10 protein-coding genes are annotated in these 13,661 nt (G+C 71.3%); 5 read left to right on the top strand and 5 right to left on the bottom strand.

The window, feature by feature from the left end; all coding sequences use genetic code 11:
* Window positions 1–10: 10 nt before the first annotated feature.
* On the bottom strand, window positions 11–1,816 hold the full coding sequence (locus ACIREI_RS00410; RefSeq protein ID WP_403325535.1) for an ABC transporter ATP-binding protein: 1,806 nt from the start codon (window positions 1,814–1,816) through the stop codon (window positions 11–13).
* A 94-nt stretch (window positions 1,817–1,910) separates the two neighbouring features.
* Between ACIREI_RS00410 and ACIREI_RS00405 the strand changes: the two genes are divergently transcribed.
* Window positions 1,911–2,360, top strand: a complete 450-nt coding sequence (locus ACIREI_RS00405) for a MarR family winged helix-turn-helix transcriptional regulator (protein WP_403325533.1) — start codon at window positions 1,911–1,913, stop codon at window positions 2,358–2,360.
* A 378-nt stretch (window positions 2,361–2,738) separates the two neighbouring features.
* Here the strand turns inward: ACIREI_RS00405 and ACIREI_RS00400 are convergent, their stop codons facing one another.
* The 3 genes from ACIREI_RS00400 to ACIREI_RS00390 form a co-directional block, all read right to left on the bottom strand.
* Window positions 2,739–4,217 (bottom strand): cation:dicarboxylate symporter family transporter, encoded by a 1,479-nt coding sequence (locus ACIREI_RS00400; RefSeq protein WP_403325530.1) that lies wholly within the window; start codon window positions 4,215–4,217, stop codon window positions 2,739–2,741.
* A gap of 169 nt (window positions 4,218–4,386) precedes the next feature.
* Entirely contained in the window at window positions 4,387–6,057 is a 1,671-nt protein-coding gene (locus ACIREI_RS00395) for a peptide-N4-asparagine amidase (protein WP_403325527.1), read from the bottom strand.
* 60 nt (window positions 6,058–6,117) lie between these two features.
* On the bottom strand, window positions 6,118–6,849 hold the full coding sequence (locus ACIREI_RS00390) for a hypothetical protein (protein WP_403325524.1): 732 nt from the start codon (window positions 6,847–6,849) through the stop codon (window positions 6,118–6,120).
* A 353-nt stretch (window positions 6,850–7,202) separates the two neighbouring features.
* On the opposite strand from ACIREI_RS00390, the gene ACIREI_RS00385 reads away from it, so the two are divergent.
* From ACIREI_RS00385 to ACIREI_RS00370, 4 genes are all read left to right on the top strand, one after another.
* Complete coding sequence (locus tag ACIREI_RS00385; RefSeq protein ID WP_403325521.1) at window positions 7,203–9,065, top strand: ABC transporter transmembrane domain-containing protein; 1,863 nt, start codon at window positions 7,203–7,205, stop codon at window positions 9,063–9,065.
* Complete coding sequence (locus ACIREI_RS00380) at window positions 9,062–10,849, top strand: ABC transporter ATP-binding protein (protein ID WP_403325519.1); 1,788 nt, start codon at window positions 9,062–9,064, stop codon at window positions 10,847–10,849. Before ACIREI_RS00385 ends, ACIREI_RS00380 begins: the two co-directional genes overlap by 4 nt.
* A 976-nt stretch (window positions 10,850–11,825) precedes the next feature.
* Window positions 11,826–12,296 (top strand): DUF5709 domain-containing protein, encoded by a 471-nt coding sequence (locus ACIREI_RS00375; RefSeq protein WP_403325516.1) that lies wholly within the window; start codon window positions 11,826–11,828, stop codon window positions 12,294–12,296.
* Window positions 12,297–12,410: 114 nt separating this feature from the next.
* Complete coding sequence (locus ACIREI_RS00370) at window positions 12,411–12,671, top strand: type B 50S ribosomal protein L31 (protein ID WP_403325513.1); 261 nt, start codon at window positions 12,411–12,413, stop codon at window positions 12,669–12,671.
* 194 nt (window positions 12,672–12,865) lie between these two features.
* Here ACIREI_RS00370 and ACIREI_RS00365 read toward each other — a convergent pair whose 3' ends face one another.
* The gene (locus ACIREI_RS00365) at window positions 12,866–13,660 is read right to left on the bottom strand and encodes a metal-dependent hydrolase (protein ID WP_403325510.1); all 795 of its coding nucleotides are present in this window, start codon (window positions 13,658–13,660) and stop codon (window positions 12,866–12,868) included.
* Window position 13,661: the final 1 nt, after the last annotated feature.

Raw genomic sequence — 13,661 nt, 5'->3', positions numbered from 1 at the left:
CGACATAACGTCACCTCGTCGGCTCCAGTTGGGCGTCCCGGCGGACCAGCCCGGCATACCGTCCGTCCCGCTCCAACAGCTCCTCGTGCGTCCCCCGTTCGGCCACGCGCCCCGCGTCGAGGACCACGATCTGGTCGGCGCCCCGAATGGTGGACAGGCGGTGTGCGATGGTGAGGGTGGTGCGGTTGGCCGACAGGGCGTCGATGGCGTCCTGGACGGCGTGTTCGGTGTGGGTGTCCAGGGCGCTGGTCGCCTCGTCGAGGATGAGGACCGGCGGGTCGCGCAGGATCGTACGGGCGATGGCCAAGCGCTGCTTCTCACCGCCGGAGAAGCGGTGGCCACGCTCACCGACGATCGTGTCGTAGCCGTCGGGCAGGGCGGCGATGTGGTCGTGGATCTGGGCCGCCTCGGCCGCCGCGCGCAGCTCCTCGTCGGTGGCGTCGGGCTTGGCGAAGCGCAGGTTGTCGGCGACGGAGGCGTGGAAGAGGTACGTCTCCTGCGAGACGACGCCGACCGCGCGGGCGAGGGTGTCGAAGTCGAGGTCGCGCACGTCGACGCCGTCGAGGGTGACCCGGCCGCCCGTCACGTCGTAGAGCCGCGGCACGAGGTGGCCGAGTGTGGACTTTCCGGCGCCGGTCGGACCGACGACCGCGAGGCTGCCCCCCGCCGGGACGGTGAGGTCGATGCCGTCGAGGATCGGGCCGCTCTTGCCGTCGTACCGGAACTCGACGTTGTCGAAGCGGACCTCGCCCTTGATGCGGTCGAGGTGGACGGGGTCCACCCGCTCGGTGATGTCGATGGGCAGGTCGAGGTACTCGAAGATGCGCTGGAAGAGCGCGAGCGAGGTCTGGATCTGTACGCCGGTGGACAGCAGGCTGACGGCCGGGCGGAACAGGCCCTGCTGGAGCGAGACGAAGGCGACGATCGTGCCGATCGAGACCTGCGGGCCGCCGAGTTGGAGGGCCGTTCCCGCGGCCCAGTAGATGACGGCGGGCATGGCGGCCATGACGATGCCGATGACGGCCATGCGCCAGCGGCCGGCCATGTTGGACCGCACTTCGAGGTCGACCAGCCGCTCGGACTCGTCGGCGAAGGCCGTGGTGAGCGAGCCGGAGCGGCCCATCGTCCGGCCGAGCAGGATGCCGCTGACCGAGAGCGACTCGGTGACCGTGGCGGCCATCGCGGCCATCTGCTTCTGGCGCTCGGTGGTGATCTTCTTGCGTTCCCGGCCGACGCGGCGGCTGATCCAGACGAAGACCGGCAGGAGGAGCAGGGAGACGACCGTCAGGCGCCAGTCGAGGGCGATCATCGCGACGATCGTGGCCACGACGCTGGTCAGATTGGAGACCAGGGAGGTCGCGGTGGAGGTGACGGTGGCCTGCATGCCGCCGATGTCGTTGGCGATGCGGGACTGGACCTCGCCGGTGCGGGTGCGGGTGAAGAAGGCGAGCGACATGCGCTGCAGGCGGCCGTAGACGGCGGTGCGCAGGTCGTGCATGACGCGCTGGCCGACGGTCGTGGAGATCAGAGTCTGCAGCACGCCGAAGATGCTGGTGAGGACCGCGCTGAGGATCATGCCGAGCGCGAGCAGGGTGAGCAGACCGGTGCGGCCCTCAGGGATCGCTACGTCGAGGATCGCCTTGAGGAGGAAGGGTGTGGCGACGCCGACCAGTGACGAGGCGCCGACCAGGAGGCCGACGACGGCCAGGCGTCCGCGGTACGGACGGAAGAGTCGCAGGATGCGGCGCACCTGCCGGGGTTGTTCCTGCTCCGCGGCGGGTGGCGTCCAGGCGGCGGGTTCTTTGTCGGGGTGCATGGGCTCCTACGGGAGGTGTGGTGACGAGGACTGACGGAGCTTAGCTCATTGTTACCTATGCTCACAATGAATGTCGTCCTGATATTGTTCCCGCATGACCACCCCCGATCCCGACGGCCCGCTCGCCGAGCAGTTGCTGCGCTTCACCCGCCGGGTGCACCGGATTCAGAAACGGCATCTCCAGGAGTGCGGTCTGGGCGTCACCCCGGCCCAGTACCGTCTGCTGCGCACGCTCGCGCACTACGACTCGCCGCCTCGCATGGCCGACCTCGCCGAGCGCCTGGAGGTGGTCCCGCGCGCCGTGACGACGCTGGTCGACGGGCTGGAGACGAGCGGGAAGGTGCGGCGGGTGCCGGATCCGACGAACCGGCGGGTGATCCGCATCGAGCTCACCGACGACGGACGCGAGACCCTGCGGGAACTGCACGGTGCGCGACGGTCGGCGGCTCAGGAGATCCTGGCGCCGCTGACGGGCGAACAGCGTGCGGTGCTGGGCGAGTTGCTGGGCACGCTGATCGACGGGGGTGTCGAGCGGCGGTGCTGAGGGGGCGGTGCCGGGGTGCCTCGAGGCACGTCCGGGGGACCCCGGCACCGCCTCGGGGCCGCGTCTCGGGATCGGCCCGGGATCGGCCCGGGGGCGCCTCGGGGCACGGCCGGGGTCGCCTCGGGGCACGGCCGGGGTCGCCGAGCCCGGTGGGCGGCAGCTCGACTGGCGGATGGCCGGCTGGCCCCCACGGCACGTGGCGGTGCGGACTGGCCGGTGGCCTGGGATGGAAGGAGAGCTGCCGGGAGGCCGCGGCGGCGGACCGCTCGCCGACTTCCGGCACCGGCTGAGGGCCTACGGACTTGGCGGTCGGTCACAGGCCGCGGCCACCGCCCCGTACTGCTGGGGCGATGGCCGCGATTCTGTCGGCGGTGGCCGTCAACCGGCCTCGGGGGCCGTCTCCTTGGTGGTCTGAGCCGGTACGGCGACCGATTCCTCGGACTGCGTCGTCCCGGGCTTCTTGAGCTCCGCGGTCTCCGCGTTCCCCGACTTTTCTGCGTTCCCCGGCTTCTCGGCCTGCTCGGGCTTCTCGGCCTGCTCCGACTCGTCGTCGTCCAGCTCGACCACGATCTCGCCGTCCAGCACCTTCTTCGCCCGCTCCTTGTCCAGGGCGCCCTCCCAGCGGGAGACCGCGAAGACGGCGACGCAGTTGCCGAGCAGGTTGGTGACGACGCGCATCGAGTCCATGATGCGGTCCACGCCCAGCAGCAGGGCCACGGCGCCGGCCGGGATGGCACCCAGAGAGGAGGCGGTCGCGGACAGGGCGAGGAACGCCGAGCCGGGGATGCCCGCCATGCCCTTGCTGGTCAGCATCAGCACCAGGATCACGGTGACCTGCTGGCTGAAGCTGAGGTCGACGCCGACGGCCTGGGCGATGAACAGCGTGCCGATGGACAGGTACAGCGAGGCGCCGTCGAGGTTGAAGGAGTAACCGGTGGGCAGCACCAGGCCCACGGAGTCGTCGCGGGCGCCGGCCTTGCGCAGCTTCTGCATCACGCGCGGCAGGACCGACTCGGTGGACGCGGTGCCGAGCGCGAGCAGCATCTCCTCACGGATGTAGCGCAGGAACTTCCAGAGGCTGAGCCCGGTGACCACCTTCAGGGCGACGGCGAGGAGCGCGATGAAGAGCGCCGCGGCCGCATAGCACAGGATGATCAGCTTGCCGTAGGTCTCGATCACGCCGAGGCCGTAGTTGCCGATCAGGACGGCCATCGCGCCGAACACCGCGATCGGGGCCAGCCGCATCACGAAGCCGACGATCGCGAAGATGATCTCCTGGGCCTGCTCGATGGCGGGTAGTACCTTCGGCACCTTGGTGTGGCCCAGGTGCAGCAGGGCGGCGCCCACCAGGCAGGCCAGGATGAGCACCTGGAGCAGGGAGTTCTCGGCGAAGGCGCCGATGAAAGAGGTGGGAATCGCGTTCAGGACGAACTCGGTCGTCGAGGGCAGGTGTCCGCCACCCGTCTTCGCGTCGACCGCCGAGGTGTCGAGCGTGGACGGGTCGACGTTCATCCCGGACCCGGGCTGGACCAGGTTGGCGGCGAGTAGTCCGATGAGCAGCGCGAGCGTGCTCGCGACCTCGAACCAGATCAGCGCCTTGAGCCCGATCCGGCCGAACGCCTTCAGGTCACCGGCCTTGGCGATGCCGACGACGACCACGCAGAACACCAGCGGCGAGATGATCGTCTTGATGAGCCGGATGAAACCGTCGCCGAGCGGCTGCAGATCCGCGGCGAAGCCGGGCCACAGCTTCCCGACGACGATTCCGAGCACCAGCGCGCAGGCGACCTGCGCGAAGAGGGAGGTACGCAGTGTGCGTGCGACGCGTCGCGGCAGGGGCGATTCGGACGGCGGCACGGGAACTCCTTGGGGACGGCGGCACACAGAAGCCGGGGACGGGGACTTCTGTCATACGGAAAGCGGATTCCGTGGCGATCACTTTGCGGGTGATGTTGGTCCCGCACAAGACCCCCGTGTTGCATCCGTGTAAATCGCGCCCCGAGTGACGCATCACACACAACCCGCCTCAGCAGCCCCTGCGATCCTCGGTGAGCACTCCCTGGACGCTGGTGAGCACACGGTCGTGGCACCCGTCCGAGCCGTACAGCCGAAAGCGCTCGCTCGTCGTGCCGACCGCGTGCCGCTGGTCGCGCGGCACGTTCAACGTCCAGGAGGCATCTCCCTCGACGGTGTCGTCGAGCCATGACCACGCCACCCGTCGACCGGCCTGGGTCGTTGCGACCGCGGCACGGTCACCGAGGGTCAGCACGGTGCGGAGCCGGTCGCCCGCGCCGATCGTGATCGAACCGTCCATCGTGTACGTCCGCTGCGTACGGGTCGTGCGGGCCGGTCCACGTCCGTCGACGGTGACCGACAAGTCGTCCGTCCAGGTGGCGTCCAGGGCGTCCAGGTTCTCCCCGTCGGTCCAGCGGTGCGCGGAGGTGTTCGTGAGCGACCGGCGAACGGTGGTCGTCACCCGGCCGTGCGAGGTGTCGACGTATCCGGCGACGGTCAGCCGGTGACCACCCTCCGTGTCCACCCGGTGCTCCGAACCGGGCGTGTACGTCGAGGAGTTGGCGAGGTCGTCGGCGCGGTGCGTGGTCAGCTTGCCGGTGACGTGGGCGCTCTTCGCGTCCTGCCACACGAGGACGTTCACGGGTGCGCTCCAGCCGCTCTGCCCCTCGGGGACGCCGACGACGGAGACCTCGACGCGGTGCGGGCGGCCGTCGTTGAGGAGACCGGCGAACGGCGTCAGGTCGTATTCGATCGGCTTGACGTCGAAGGCGCGCGGTCCCGGAGTGACGTACCAGAGGAAGGGGTTGGACCAGCCGCCGGTCCACACGTGCGGGAACGGCGCGGCGATTCCGGCGAGTTGGCCGTCGACCTTGATCTGCACCTCACGGTAGGGGCCGCCGGCGGCCTTGCAGGAGTAGGGCGCCGGGTCGGGCGCCGACAGGTACCAGAACTCCTCGCAGCCGCCGCCGGAGCCGGTGGCGTACACCTCGGCGACGATGCGCTCGCTGTTGCGCGGGGTGGTGAGGGTGCCGTTCTGGAGGGTGAGGACGCGGTCGGGGGTCGTGGTGGGGTGACCCGGGGTCGTGGCCGGGTGGCCAGGAGTCGAGGCGGGGAGGCCTACGTAGAACGTCAGCGTGACCTTGACGTCGATGATGCCGGTGTACGTGTCGTCGACGACGTTCCCGATGAGCATCTCGACGTCCTGGCCGTGGCGGAAGGTGTCGCTGTAGCGGGTGACGTCCTTCTCGACGGACCACTCGATGCCATCCGGAGACGGCTCCGGAGTCGACGTACGGAAGATCTCGACCCCGCCGACCTGCAGATGGCCGAGCCGGTCGAACTGGCGCCCCTTGACCTTGCCGTCCATCCGCAGCACCACCTTGCTCCAGCGGTCGCCGCAGCCTCGGGGCGGGGTGAAGGTGCCCTTGTACGGGGTGAAGTCGCGGAACTGCGCCTCGGCTACGGTGACTTGGCAGGACTTACCGGAGGGCTTGGTGACGGGCGGGGCTGCCGTGATGGGGTCGTGCCAGTCGGTGCCGAACTCGGCGGGGACGTGGGCCGGTTGAGCCTCGGCCGCGGGTTCCGCCACGGGTTCCGCCGCCCGGGCGGGGCTCGTTCCGAGGAGGGTGCCCGCCAGGAGGGTCGCTCCCGCGAGCATGGACATGACGATCCGTCTCTTCATGGCCGGTGTTCTACGGGGAGTTGGGCGCCCTCGCAATGACGCCTCTTCAGGCCTCCCCCATCAGTGCGAGCTCTTCAGGTCCGTCCTGTCCCCCATCACCACGACAGGATGCCGGTCCGGATCGAGCGTGCGCAGCAGGTACTCCATCCCCGATTCGGACAGACTGACACAGGCCGACGTACCGCTGCCGTGGTCCATGTGCAACCAGATGCCTCCACCCTTGGATGCCCCCTGGGGACGGGTGGGGTCGTTGGGCGGGACACCCTTGACGCGGTTGTAGTCGATGGCGATGACGTAGTCGAAGTCGTGCCAGTACGACTTCGCCCACCAGCGCGGCGCCGCGAAGGCCGCGGACCGCGTGTACGGCAGCTTGGCCCCGGGGTTCTTCCGTACGCCACCCGCGTCGCTGAGCGTGAACACGCCGACGGGACTGCGGTTGTCGCCCTCGTGATGGTCGGTGGTCCAGCCCTTCTTGCCGTTGTGCGCGGGCCAGCTGCGGGTGCGGTCCCAGGTCGAGCCGTGCTTCGTGTAGAGCACGACCGTGGAGTCCGGGGAGTCCTTGCCGTCACCGTAGACCGCCACGACCTGGCGGGAGTTGGCGGGGATGCGTCGCTGCCACCGGTCGGCGAGGCCCGGGATGCGCGTCGGATCCGAGGTCGCGGCCGACCGGGCGGGTGGCCGGGCGGGTGCGGCCCTGCCGGCATCCTCACCTCCGCCATGCTGCGCGCCGCCGCACGCGGTCAGGGTCGTCAAGGTCGCCAGGAGCGATCCCAGGGCCGCAGTCGCGACCATGGCACGCCGTACTCCGCCCTTCCGTACTCCGCCGTTCCGCACTACGCCGTTCCGCACTACGCCGTTCCGTACTCCGTCGTTCCGTACTCCGCCGTTCCGCATCACTCCATGGTCGCACCGCGTTCGGGGCCGCGGCCGGAGCGACAACCCGGCGCCCGGTCGGAGAGGTTGCCGCATGGGCAGCCGGATCTGTGCGGCGGCGCGAAAAACCGTTTGCGTCCGGCCACTCTGCGACGCGAACCTGTCACGGTTTGCTGCCGCCGTGCGCGGTCCGTACCGCGCACAGGCATCCGATCGACTCCCCATCCCCATCCCTATCCTCTCCCCCCACTGACACGAGCCACTGGGACGTCATGCAGATTCAAGACCTTCCGTATCCCGACCCAGGTGTGCCGGACGCGCGCTCAGGTCCCCGATTCCTGTGGTGGCTCTTCAGGAACCAGATGGGCGGACAGCTCAAATCCCTGGCCTGGGGGCTGCTGCACTTCCTGTCCATCTCCGCCCTGCCGTTCTGCGTCGGCGTCGCCATCCAGGCAGTCGTCGACCGTTCGGGAACGCGGCTCGCCCTCGCGGGCGGCCTCCTGGTGCTGTGCGCCGCAGGAAACGCCCTCGGCGACACCTTCCTGCACCGCACCGCCATCACCAATTGGATCACCGCGGCCGCCCGCGTCCAGCAGGTACTGGCCCGCAAGGCCGCGCAACTGGGCTCGGCGCTGACCCGTCGCGTCGCGGCCGGTGAAGTCGTGGCAGTCTCCACGGGTGACGTCGAGAAGATCGGCTGGTTCGTCGAGGCCTGGTCACGGTTCACGGCGGCGGCGCTCACCATCGTGGTGGTCTGCGTGGGCCTGGTCGTCTATCAGCCGGCGCTCGGTGTGGTCGTCGCCGTCGGTCTGCCCGTGCTGGCGGTCGCCGTGCTGCCGCTGCTGCCCCGGGCGACCCGGCGGGCCGACTTCCAGCGCGAGAAGGCCGGGCGTGCCACCGAGTTGGCCTCCGACACCGTCGCCGGCCTGCGTGTCCTGCGCGGCATCGGCGGCGAGGAACTCTTCCTCGACCGCTACCGCCGCGCGTCGCAGGACGTGCGCCACGCCGCCGTGCGCAGTGCCCGGATGTGGTCCCTGATCTCCGCGATCCAGGTGCTGCTGCCGGGACTGCTGCTGATCGTGGTCGTCTGGTACGGCGTCCACCTGGCCCGCGAGGGCCGGGTCACCGTCGGCGAACTGGTCGCCGTCTACAGCTCCATCATGATCCTCACTTATCCGCTGCGGCACTTCGAAGAGATCGCGATGGCCTACTCCTTCTCACGCCCCTCGGCCAAGCGGGCCGCTGGGGTGCTGTCTCTGGAGCGGCTCACCGACACCGAAGGGTCGCGCGACGGATCCGAGTTGCCCTCCGGAGACCTGTACGACCCCGCCACCGGACTGCTCGCCCCCACCGGCCGGCTCACCGCCGTGGTGTGCGGCGACCCTGACGCGGCGGGGCGGCTGGCCGAACGGATAGGGGGACACGGCTCCGAGGAGGGCGCGCCGGTGCTGCTGGGCGGCGTCCCGCTCGACGAGTTGCCCCTCGACTGCGCGCGTACGGCCGTCCTCGTGCAGGACAAGGACCCGGTCCTGCTCTCCGGCACGCTGCGCGAACTGCTCGACGTGCCGCGGTCGGGCGACGTCGGCCCCGAGGAGGCGCTGGCCGCGGCGCAGTGCGAGGACGTCCTGTCCGCGCTGGTCCAGGGGTCGCTCGGCGTCGAGGACCCGATGGACGCCCGCATCACCGAACGCGGCCGGTCCCTGTCCGGCGGCCAGCGCCAGCGCCTCGCGCTCGCCCGGTCGCTGATCACGGATCCCGAAGTGCTCGTCCTGGACGAGCCGACCTCGGCCGTCGACTCGCACACCGAGGCGCGGATCGCGGAGGGCATGCGCAGCCTGCGGGCGGGGCGCACGACAGTGGTGTTCACCTCGTCGCCGCTGCTCCTGGACCGCGCCGACCGGGTCGTGCTCGTCCACGAGGGCGAGGTCGCGGCGGTTGGCGTGCACCGCGAACTGGTGCACGCCGAACCGCGGTACCGGGCCGTGGTGACCCGGGAGACCGACGAAGAGGCCGCCCTGAACGCCGCGTTGAACGAAAACGAAGCGGTGGGCGAAGGGGGCGAAGGCCCCCGGTCGGGGTCGGCCGCCCTCGACCACGTACTGAAGGAACTGGAAGAGATCGAGGAGTCGGCATGATCGGCGTGGCGCCACCGGCGTACGACCCGGCGGCCCCGACGACGGCGAGCACCCTGCCGGTCGGCGCCCCCGCGACCGTACGCGCCTATGTGGTCGAGTTGTTCCGTCGGCACCGCCGTGCCTTCCTGCTGCTCATCGCCGTCAACACGGTCGCCGTGGTGGCCTCGATGGCGGGGCCCTGGATGCTGGGCGGGCTGGTGGAACGGGTGTCGGACGGCGTCGCCGCGCGGGAACTCCATCTGGAGCTCACCGTCGGGCTGTTCGTGACCGCACTCGTCGTCCAGGCCGTGTTCGTCCGGCAGGTACGGCTGCGCGGCGCGATGCTCGGCGAGCGGATGCTGGCCGATCTGCGCGAGGACTTCCTCGTCCGGTCGGTCGGGCTGCCGCCCGGTGTCCTGGAGCGGGCCGGGACGGGCGACCTGCTGTCCCGGATCACGACGGACATCGACCGGCTGGGCAACGCGATGCGCGAGGCGGTGCCCCAGCTGGCGATCGGCGTGGTGTGGGTGTTCCTGCTGCTCGGCGGGCTCGTCATCACCGCGCCGCCGCTGGCCGCCGCCGTCCTGCTCACTCTGCCGCTGCTGGTGATCGGCTGCCGCTGGTACTTCAAGCGTGCGCCGGCCGCCTACCGCTCGGAGGCCGCCGGATACGCCGCCGTGGCCGCCGCGCTCGCCGAGACCGTGGACGCCGGGCGGACCGTCGAGGCCCACCGCCTCGGCAAGCGCCGCGTGGAGCTGTCGGAGCGGCGGATCAAGGAGTGGACGGCGTGGGAGCGCTACACGCTCTGGCTGCGGTCGGTGCTCTTCCCGTTCGTCAACGTCACCCATGTGATGCTCCTCGGCTCGGTCCTGATGGTCGGCGGCGTGTTCGTCCTCCAGGGCTGGATCGGCGTCGGTCAGCTGACCACGGGTGCCCTGATCGCGCAGATGCTGGTGGATCCGGTCGGGCTCATCCTGCGCTGGTACGACGAGCTGCAGGTGGCCCAGGTGTCGCTGGCCCGGCTCGTCGGGGTCCGGGACATCGAGCCGGAGGCCGGGGACGCCCTGCTGGCGCCCGACGGCCGCGATGTGCACGCCGACCGTGTGCACTTCGGCTACCTGGAAGGCGTGGACGTACTGCGCAAGGTCTCGCTCGAGGTCCCGCCGGGCACCAGGCTGGCGCTCGTGGGGCCCTCCGGGGCGGGCAAGTCCACGCTGGGCCGGCTGCTCGCGGGTATCTACGCCCCTCGTGACGGCCGGATCACTCTCGGCGGTGCGGAACTGTCCCGGATGACCGCCGAGCGGGTCCGCTCCCACGTGGCCCTCGTCAACCAGGAGCACCACGTCTTCGTGGGCGCCCTGCGCGACAACCTGTTGCTGGCCCGCACGGACGCGACCGACGCCGAGCTGTGGGCGGCGCTGGGCGCCGTCGATGCGGACGCGTGGGCCCGTGCGCTCGACGACGGCCTGGACACCGAGGTCGGCTCGGGCGGGTTCGCGCTCACGCCGGCCCAGGCGCAGCAGATCGCGCTGGCCCGCCTGGTGCTGGCCGACCCGCACACGCTGGTCCTGGACGAGGCGACCTCGCTCCTCGACCCACGGGCGGCCCGCCACCTGGAGCGATCCCTGGCCCGCGTCCTCGACGGCCGCACGGTCGTCGCCATCGCCCACCGCCTCCACACCGCCCACGACGCCGACGTCATCGCGGTCGTCGAGAACGGCCGCATCAGCGAGCTGGGCAGCCATGACGAGCTGGTGAGCGCCGACGGGGCGTATGCGGCGCTGTGGCGGTCCTGGCATGGGTGATCGGGGGTGATGGACCGGGACCGGGCTGAGGCGGGAGCCTTGGCCTTGGGCGGCGGGAGTGCTGTGGGCCGGGGCCGGGAGCTCTGGGAGCGGACCTGGTCGTGCGGCGGGCGCCCGGAGGGGAGCTGTGGTCGGCTGGACGCCGGACGCGCGGTCGGCCGGGGCCGCGAACCAGCCCGGCCCACCGGGACTGGGAGCGCAGGGGACGCAGACCACAGCCACGGCCGACGGAACACCGGACACAACCGGCCGAGGCCAGGAACCAGCCCGGCCAACCGGAGCTGAACCCGCAGGGGACACGGCCCACAGCCACGGCCGACGGAACACCGGACGCAACCGGCCGAGCCCGGAACCCCGACCGACCAGGGCTGGAAGCGTGGTGGGCCGAGGCCGGGCGCCTCGGTCGACCGACGCGACGGCGTGGTCGGCTGGGGCTGCCGGGAGTCGCGGTCGGCCGGAGTCGGCCGGATGAGTCGTCTCGGGTGGGAACCGTGGCTGACCAGGGCGGAAGCACGTTGGCCCAGGCCCGGTGCCCTGGCAGACCGGAGCCGGAAGGGGTGATCGGTGAGGGCCGGCGCCCTGACCGGCCGGGCCGGAGACACGGTCGGCCCATACCGGTGGCGCCGGCACGCCATGGCCCGGAGTGGAGGATGCCGTGGCTGAGGAGCGCGGCTCGCGGTGACCGGGAGGCGCGGGCGCGGCCGTCCTCAGTCGGCGGACGGAAGTGGGACTTGCCGGGGCGAGGTGGCCCGGCGCAACGGCGCGGTTCCGGGGCGCGGCTGATCCGGAGGACCCGCCCTTGCCGCCGTGCCGTTGCGCCGGGGCGAAAAGGGGTGGAAGGCTGGATAGCGGCACCGGTTCGGGGAGCACCCGGGAACCACGCGGTTCGCGCCGGGTGCGGCCTGTGCCCCGCACCGTGGCGGCCCGCCGCCGACCGCGGTGAGTTCGGGCCCGTCCCCACCACCTGGAGGTACCCGTGAACAGCGCCGACGGATGGGGGGACGACGTCTACCAGCCCGACGCATCCGATCAACGTGAGGACACGGGGCTGCTCGACGTGGAGGACACCCTGGAGAACGACGGCGTCGACGATCCCCTGGACCGGGGCTGGTCCCCTCCGGAGCGGCCGTGGGCGGTGGAGCGCGCCGATGTAACGGCCGCCGAGCGCCGACAGGGCGAGACCCTGGATCAGCGGCTCGCCGAGGAGCTGCCCGATGTCGTCGCCCCCGACGGCGACGGCCTCGGCGACGCCGAGGGAACCGACGGGGAACTCCTCGACAACGAGGTCGGCGCCATGCGCTCCGGCCGCCTCGTGGCACCCGACGAGGGCGCCCACGAGGACGAGGAGAGCGCGCTCGTCGCGACGGACGTCGGCATCGACGGTGCGGCGGCGTCCGCCGAGGAGGCCGCCGTGCACATCGTCGACGAGGACTCCCTGTACAGCTGAGCCGCGGCCCCTGTACGGCAGCCCCCGCACACCCCGCGACTCAGCCCCCGCGCCTTCGACCCCACTCCGTCGGCCCTTGCCGATGCCAGGGATGCCGCCACCCGAGGAGTTCGCATGCAGCAGGACAAGCACCCCGACTACCACCCGGTCGTCTTCCGCGACCGCGCCGCCGGTTACGCCTTTCTGACCCGGTCCACCGCGACCAGCGAGCAGACCATCGACTGGGACGACGGCGAGACCTACCCCGTCGTCGACGTGGAGATCTCCTCGGAGAGTCACCCCTTTCACACGGGCAAGGCCCGCACGCTGGACTCCGAGGGCCGCGTCGCCGCCTTCGAGCGGCGCTACGGCGGCGGGACGGGACAGGGCGGCTGATTCTGCCGGCAGAGCGCCTGGGCGGCAGGACAGGCCGGAGATCCACGCCGCCCGGCGGCGGCTCGGTCCCGCAGACGGGTCACCGGGGCGGCCAGGCGGATCCGCGGGGCGGCGACGTGCCGGCCCTTTCCCGCTCAGATGGTGACGTGCCCGCGACCTCCTGCTCAGATGGTGACGCGCCCGCCCCCTCCCGCTCAGATGACGTTGAGCGCCGCCGCGCAGCCCACCCCGCCGAGCACCATGAACGCCGGCATCAGCACCTTGAGCTCGACCCAGCTGCCCGCCCGGAACCGCATCGCCTTGGGCGGCCCCACCGGGTACCAGCGCTTGCGTCCGACCGGGATCGGCCACAGGATCGGGCAGCCGGAGACCGTCAGCGCGTCCCCGATGTCGTGCACCAGCGCGCCCAGCACGATCGGCAGCCCCAGCCACAGGTACTCCTGGCCCGGCGCCGTGAACAGCCAGTCCGAGCCGTTGCCCGGCTTGTCCAGGACGCCGGCGATGATCCACGAGCTGGTGGCGGCCAGCAGCCACACCAGGACATCGGCGCTGGAGCCACGGGTCGCGCGCCACAGCAGACCCTCGATGGCCAGCACCATGTGCGCGAACAGGATCGCCAGTACCGCCCAACGGCCACCGGTGATCGCCAGAACCGACGCGCCCCCGCCGATCAGCACCGCCCACAGCCACGTGTGCGTGAGTGTGCGATGTCCACCGGAGCGACGGGGATCGCCCTGCTTCTTCGTCCCCTTGTAGACGGCGTACGACAGCTTGTCGACGATCTCGCACAGCCAGCGTGACAGCGGCCCGAACGCCCGCGAGATGGTGGCCGCCTTGTGATCGAGGTCCGGAGCGAGGGCCGCACCGGCGCAGATCAGCGCGCCGGCCAGGAGGACGGGCCAGGGCATCCCGTGCCCCGCAGCGGCCGCGGCCGCTCCGACGCCGAGCCAGGCCGCCGCTCCCGACAGTGAGTGTGCTGGTCCCATCATC

This window comes from Streptomyces sp. NPDC093591 (assembly GCF_044764885.1).
Lineage (GTDB): Bacteria > Actinomycetota > Actinomycetes > Streptomycetales > Streptomycetaceae > Streptomyces.
Note: the sequence above shows the minus strand (reverse complement) of the source record. Positions and strands in the feature narration are given on the sequence as shown.

Coding starts and splice junctions, on each gene's coding strand:
- ACIREI_RS00410 (WP_403325535.1), bottom strand. CDS start 1,816: ATGCACCCCGACAAAGAACCCGCCGCCTGGACGCCACCCGCCGCGGAG.
- ACIREI_RS00405 (WP_403325533.1), top strand. CDS start 1,911: ATGACCACCCCCGATCCCGACGGCCCGCTCGCCGAGCAGTTGCTGCGC.
- ACIREI_RS00395 (WP_403325527.1), bottom strand. CDS start 6,057: ATGAAGAGACGGATCGTCATGTCCATGCTCGCGGGAGCGACCCTCCTG.
- ACIREI_RS00390 (WP_403325524.1), bottom strand. CDS start 6,849: ATGGTCGCGACTGCGGCCCTGGGATCGCTCCTGGCGACCTTGACGACC.
- ACIREI_RS00385 (WP_403325521.1), top strand. CDS start 7,203: ATGCAGATTCAAGACCTTCCGTATCCCGACCCAGGTGTGCCGGACGCG.
- ACIREI_RS00380 (WP_403325519.1), top strand. CDS start 9,062: ATGATCGGCGTGGCGCCACCGGCGTACGACCCGGCGGCCCCGACGACG.
- ACIREI_RS00370 (WP_403325513.1), top strand. CDS start 12,411: ATGCAGCAGGACAAGCACCCCGACTACCACCCGGTCGTCTTCCGCGAC.
- ACIREI_RS00365 (WP_403325510.1), bottom strand. CDS start 13,660: ATGATGGGACCAGCACACTCACTGTCGGGAGCGGCGGCCTGGCTCGGC.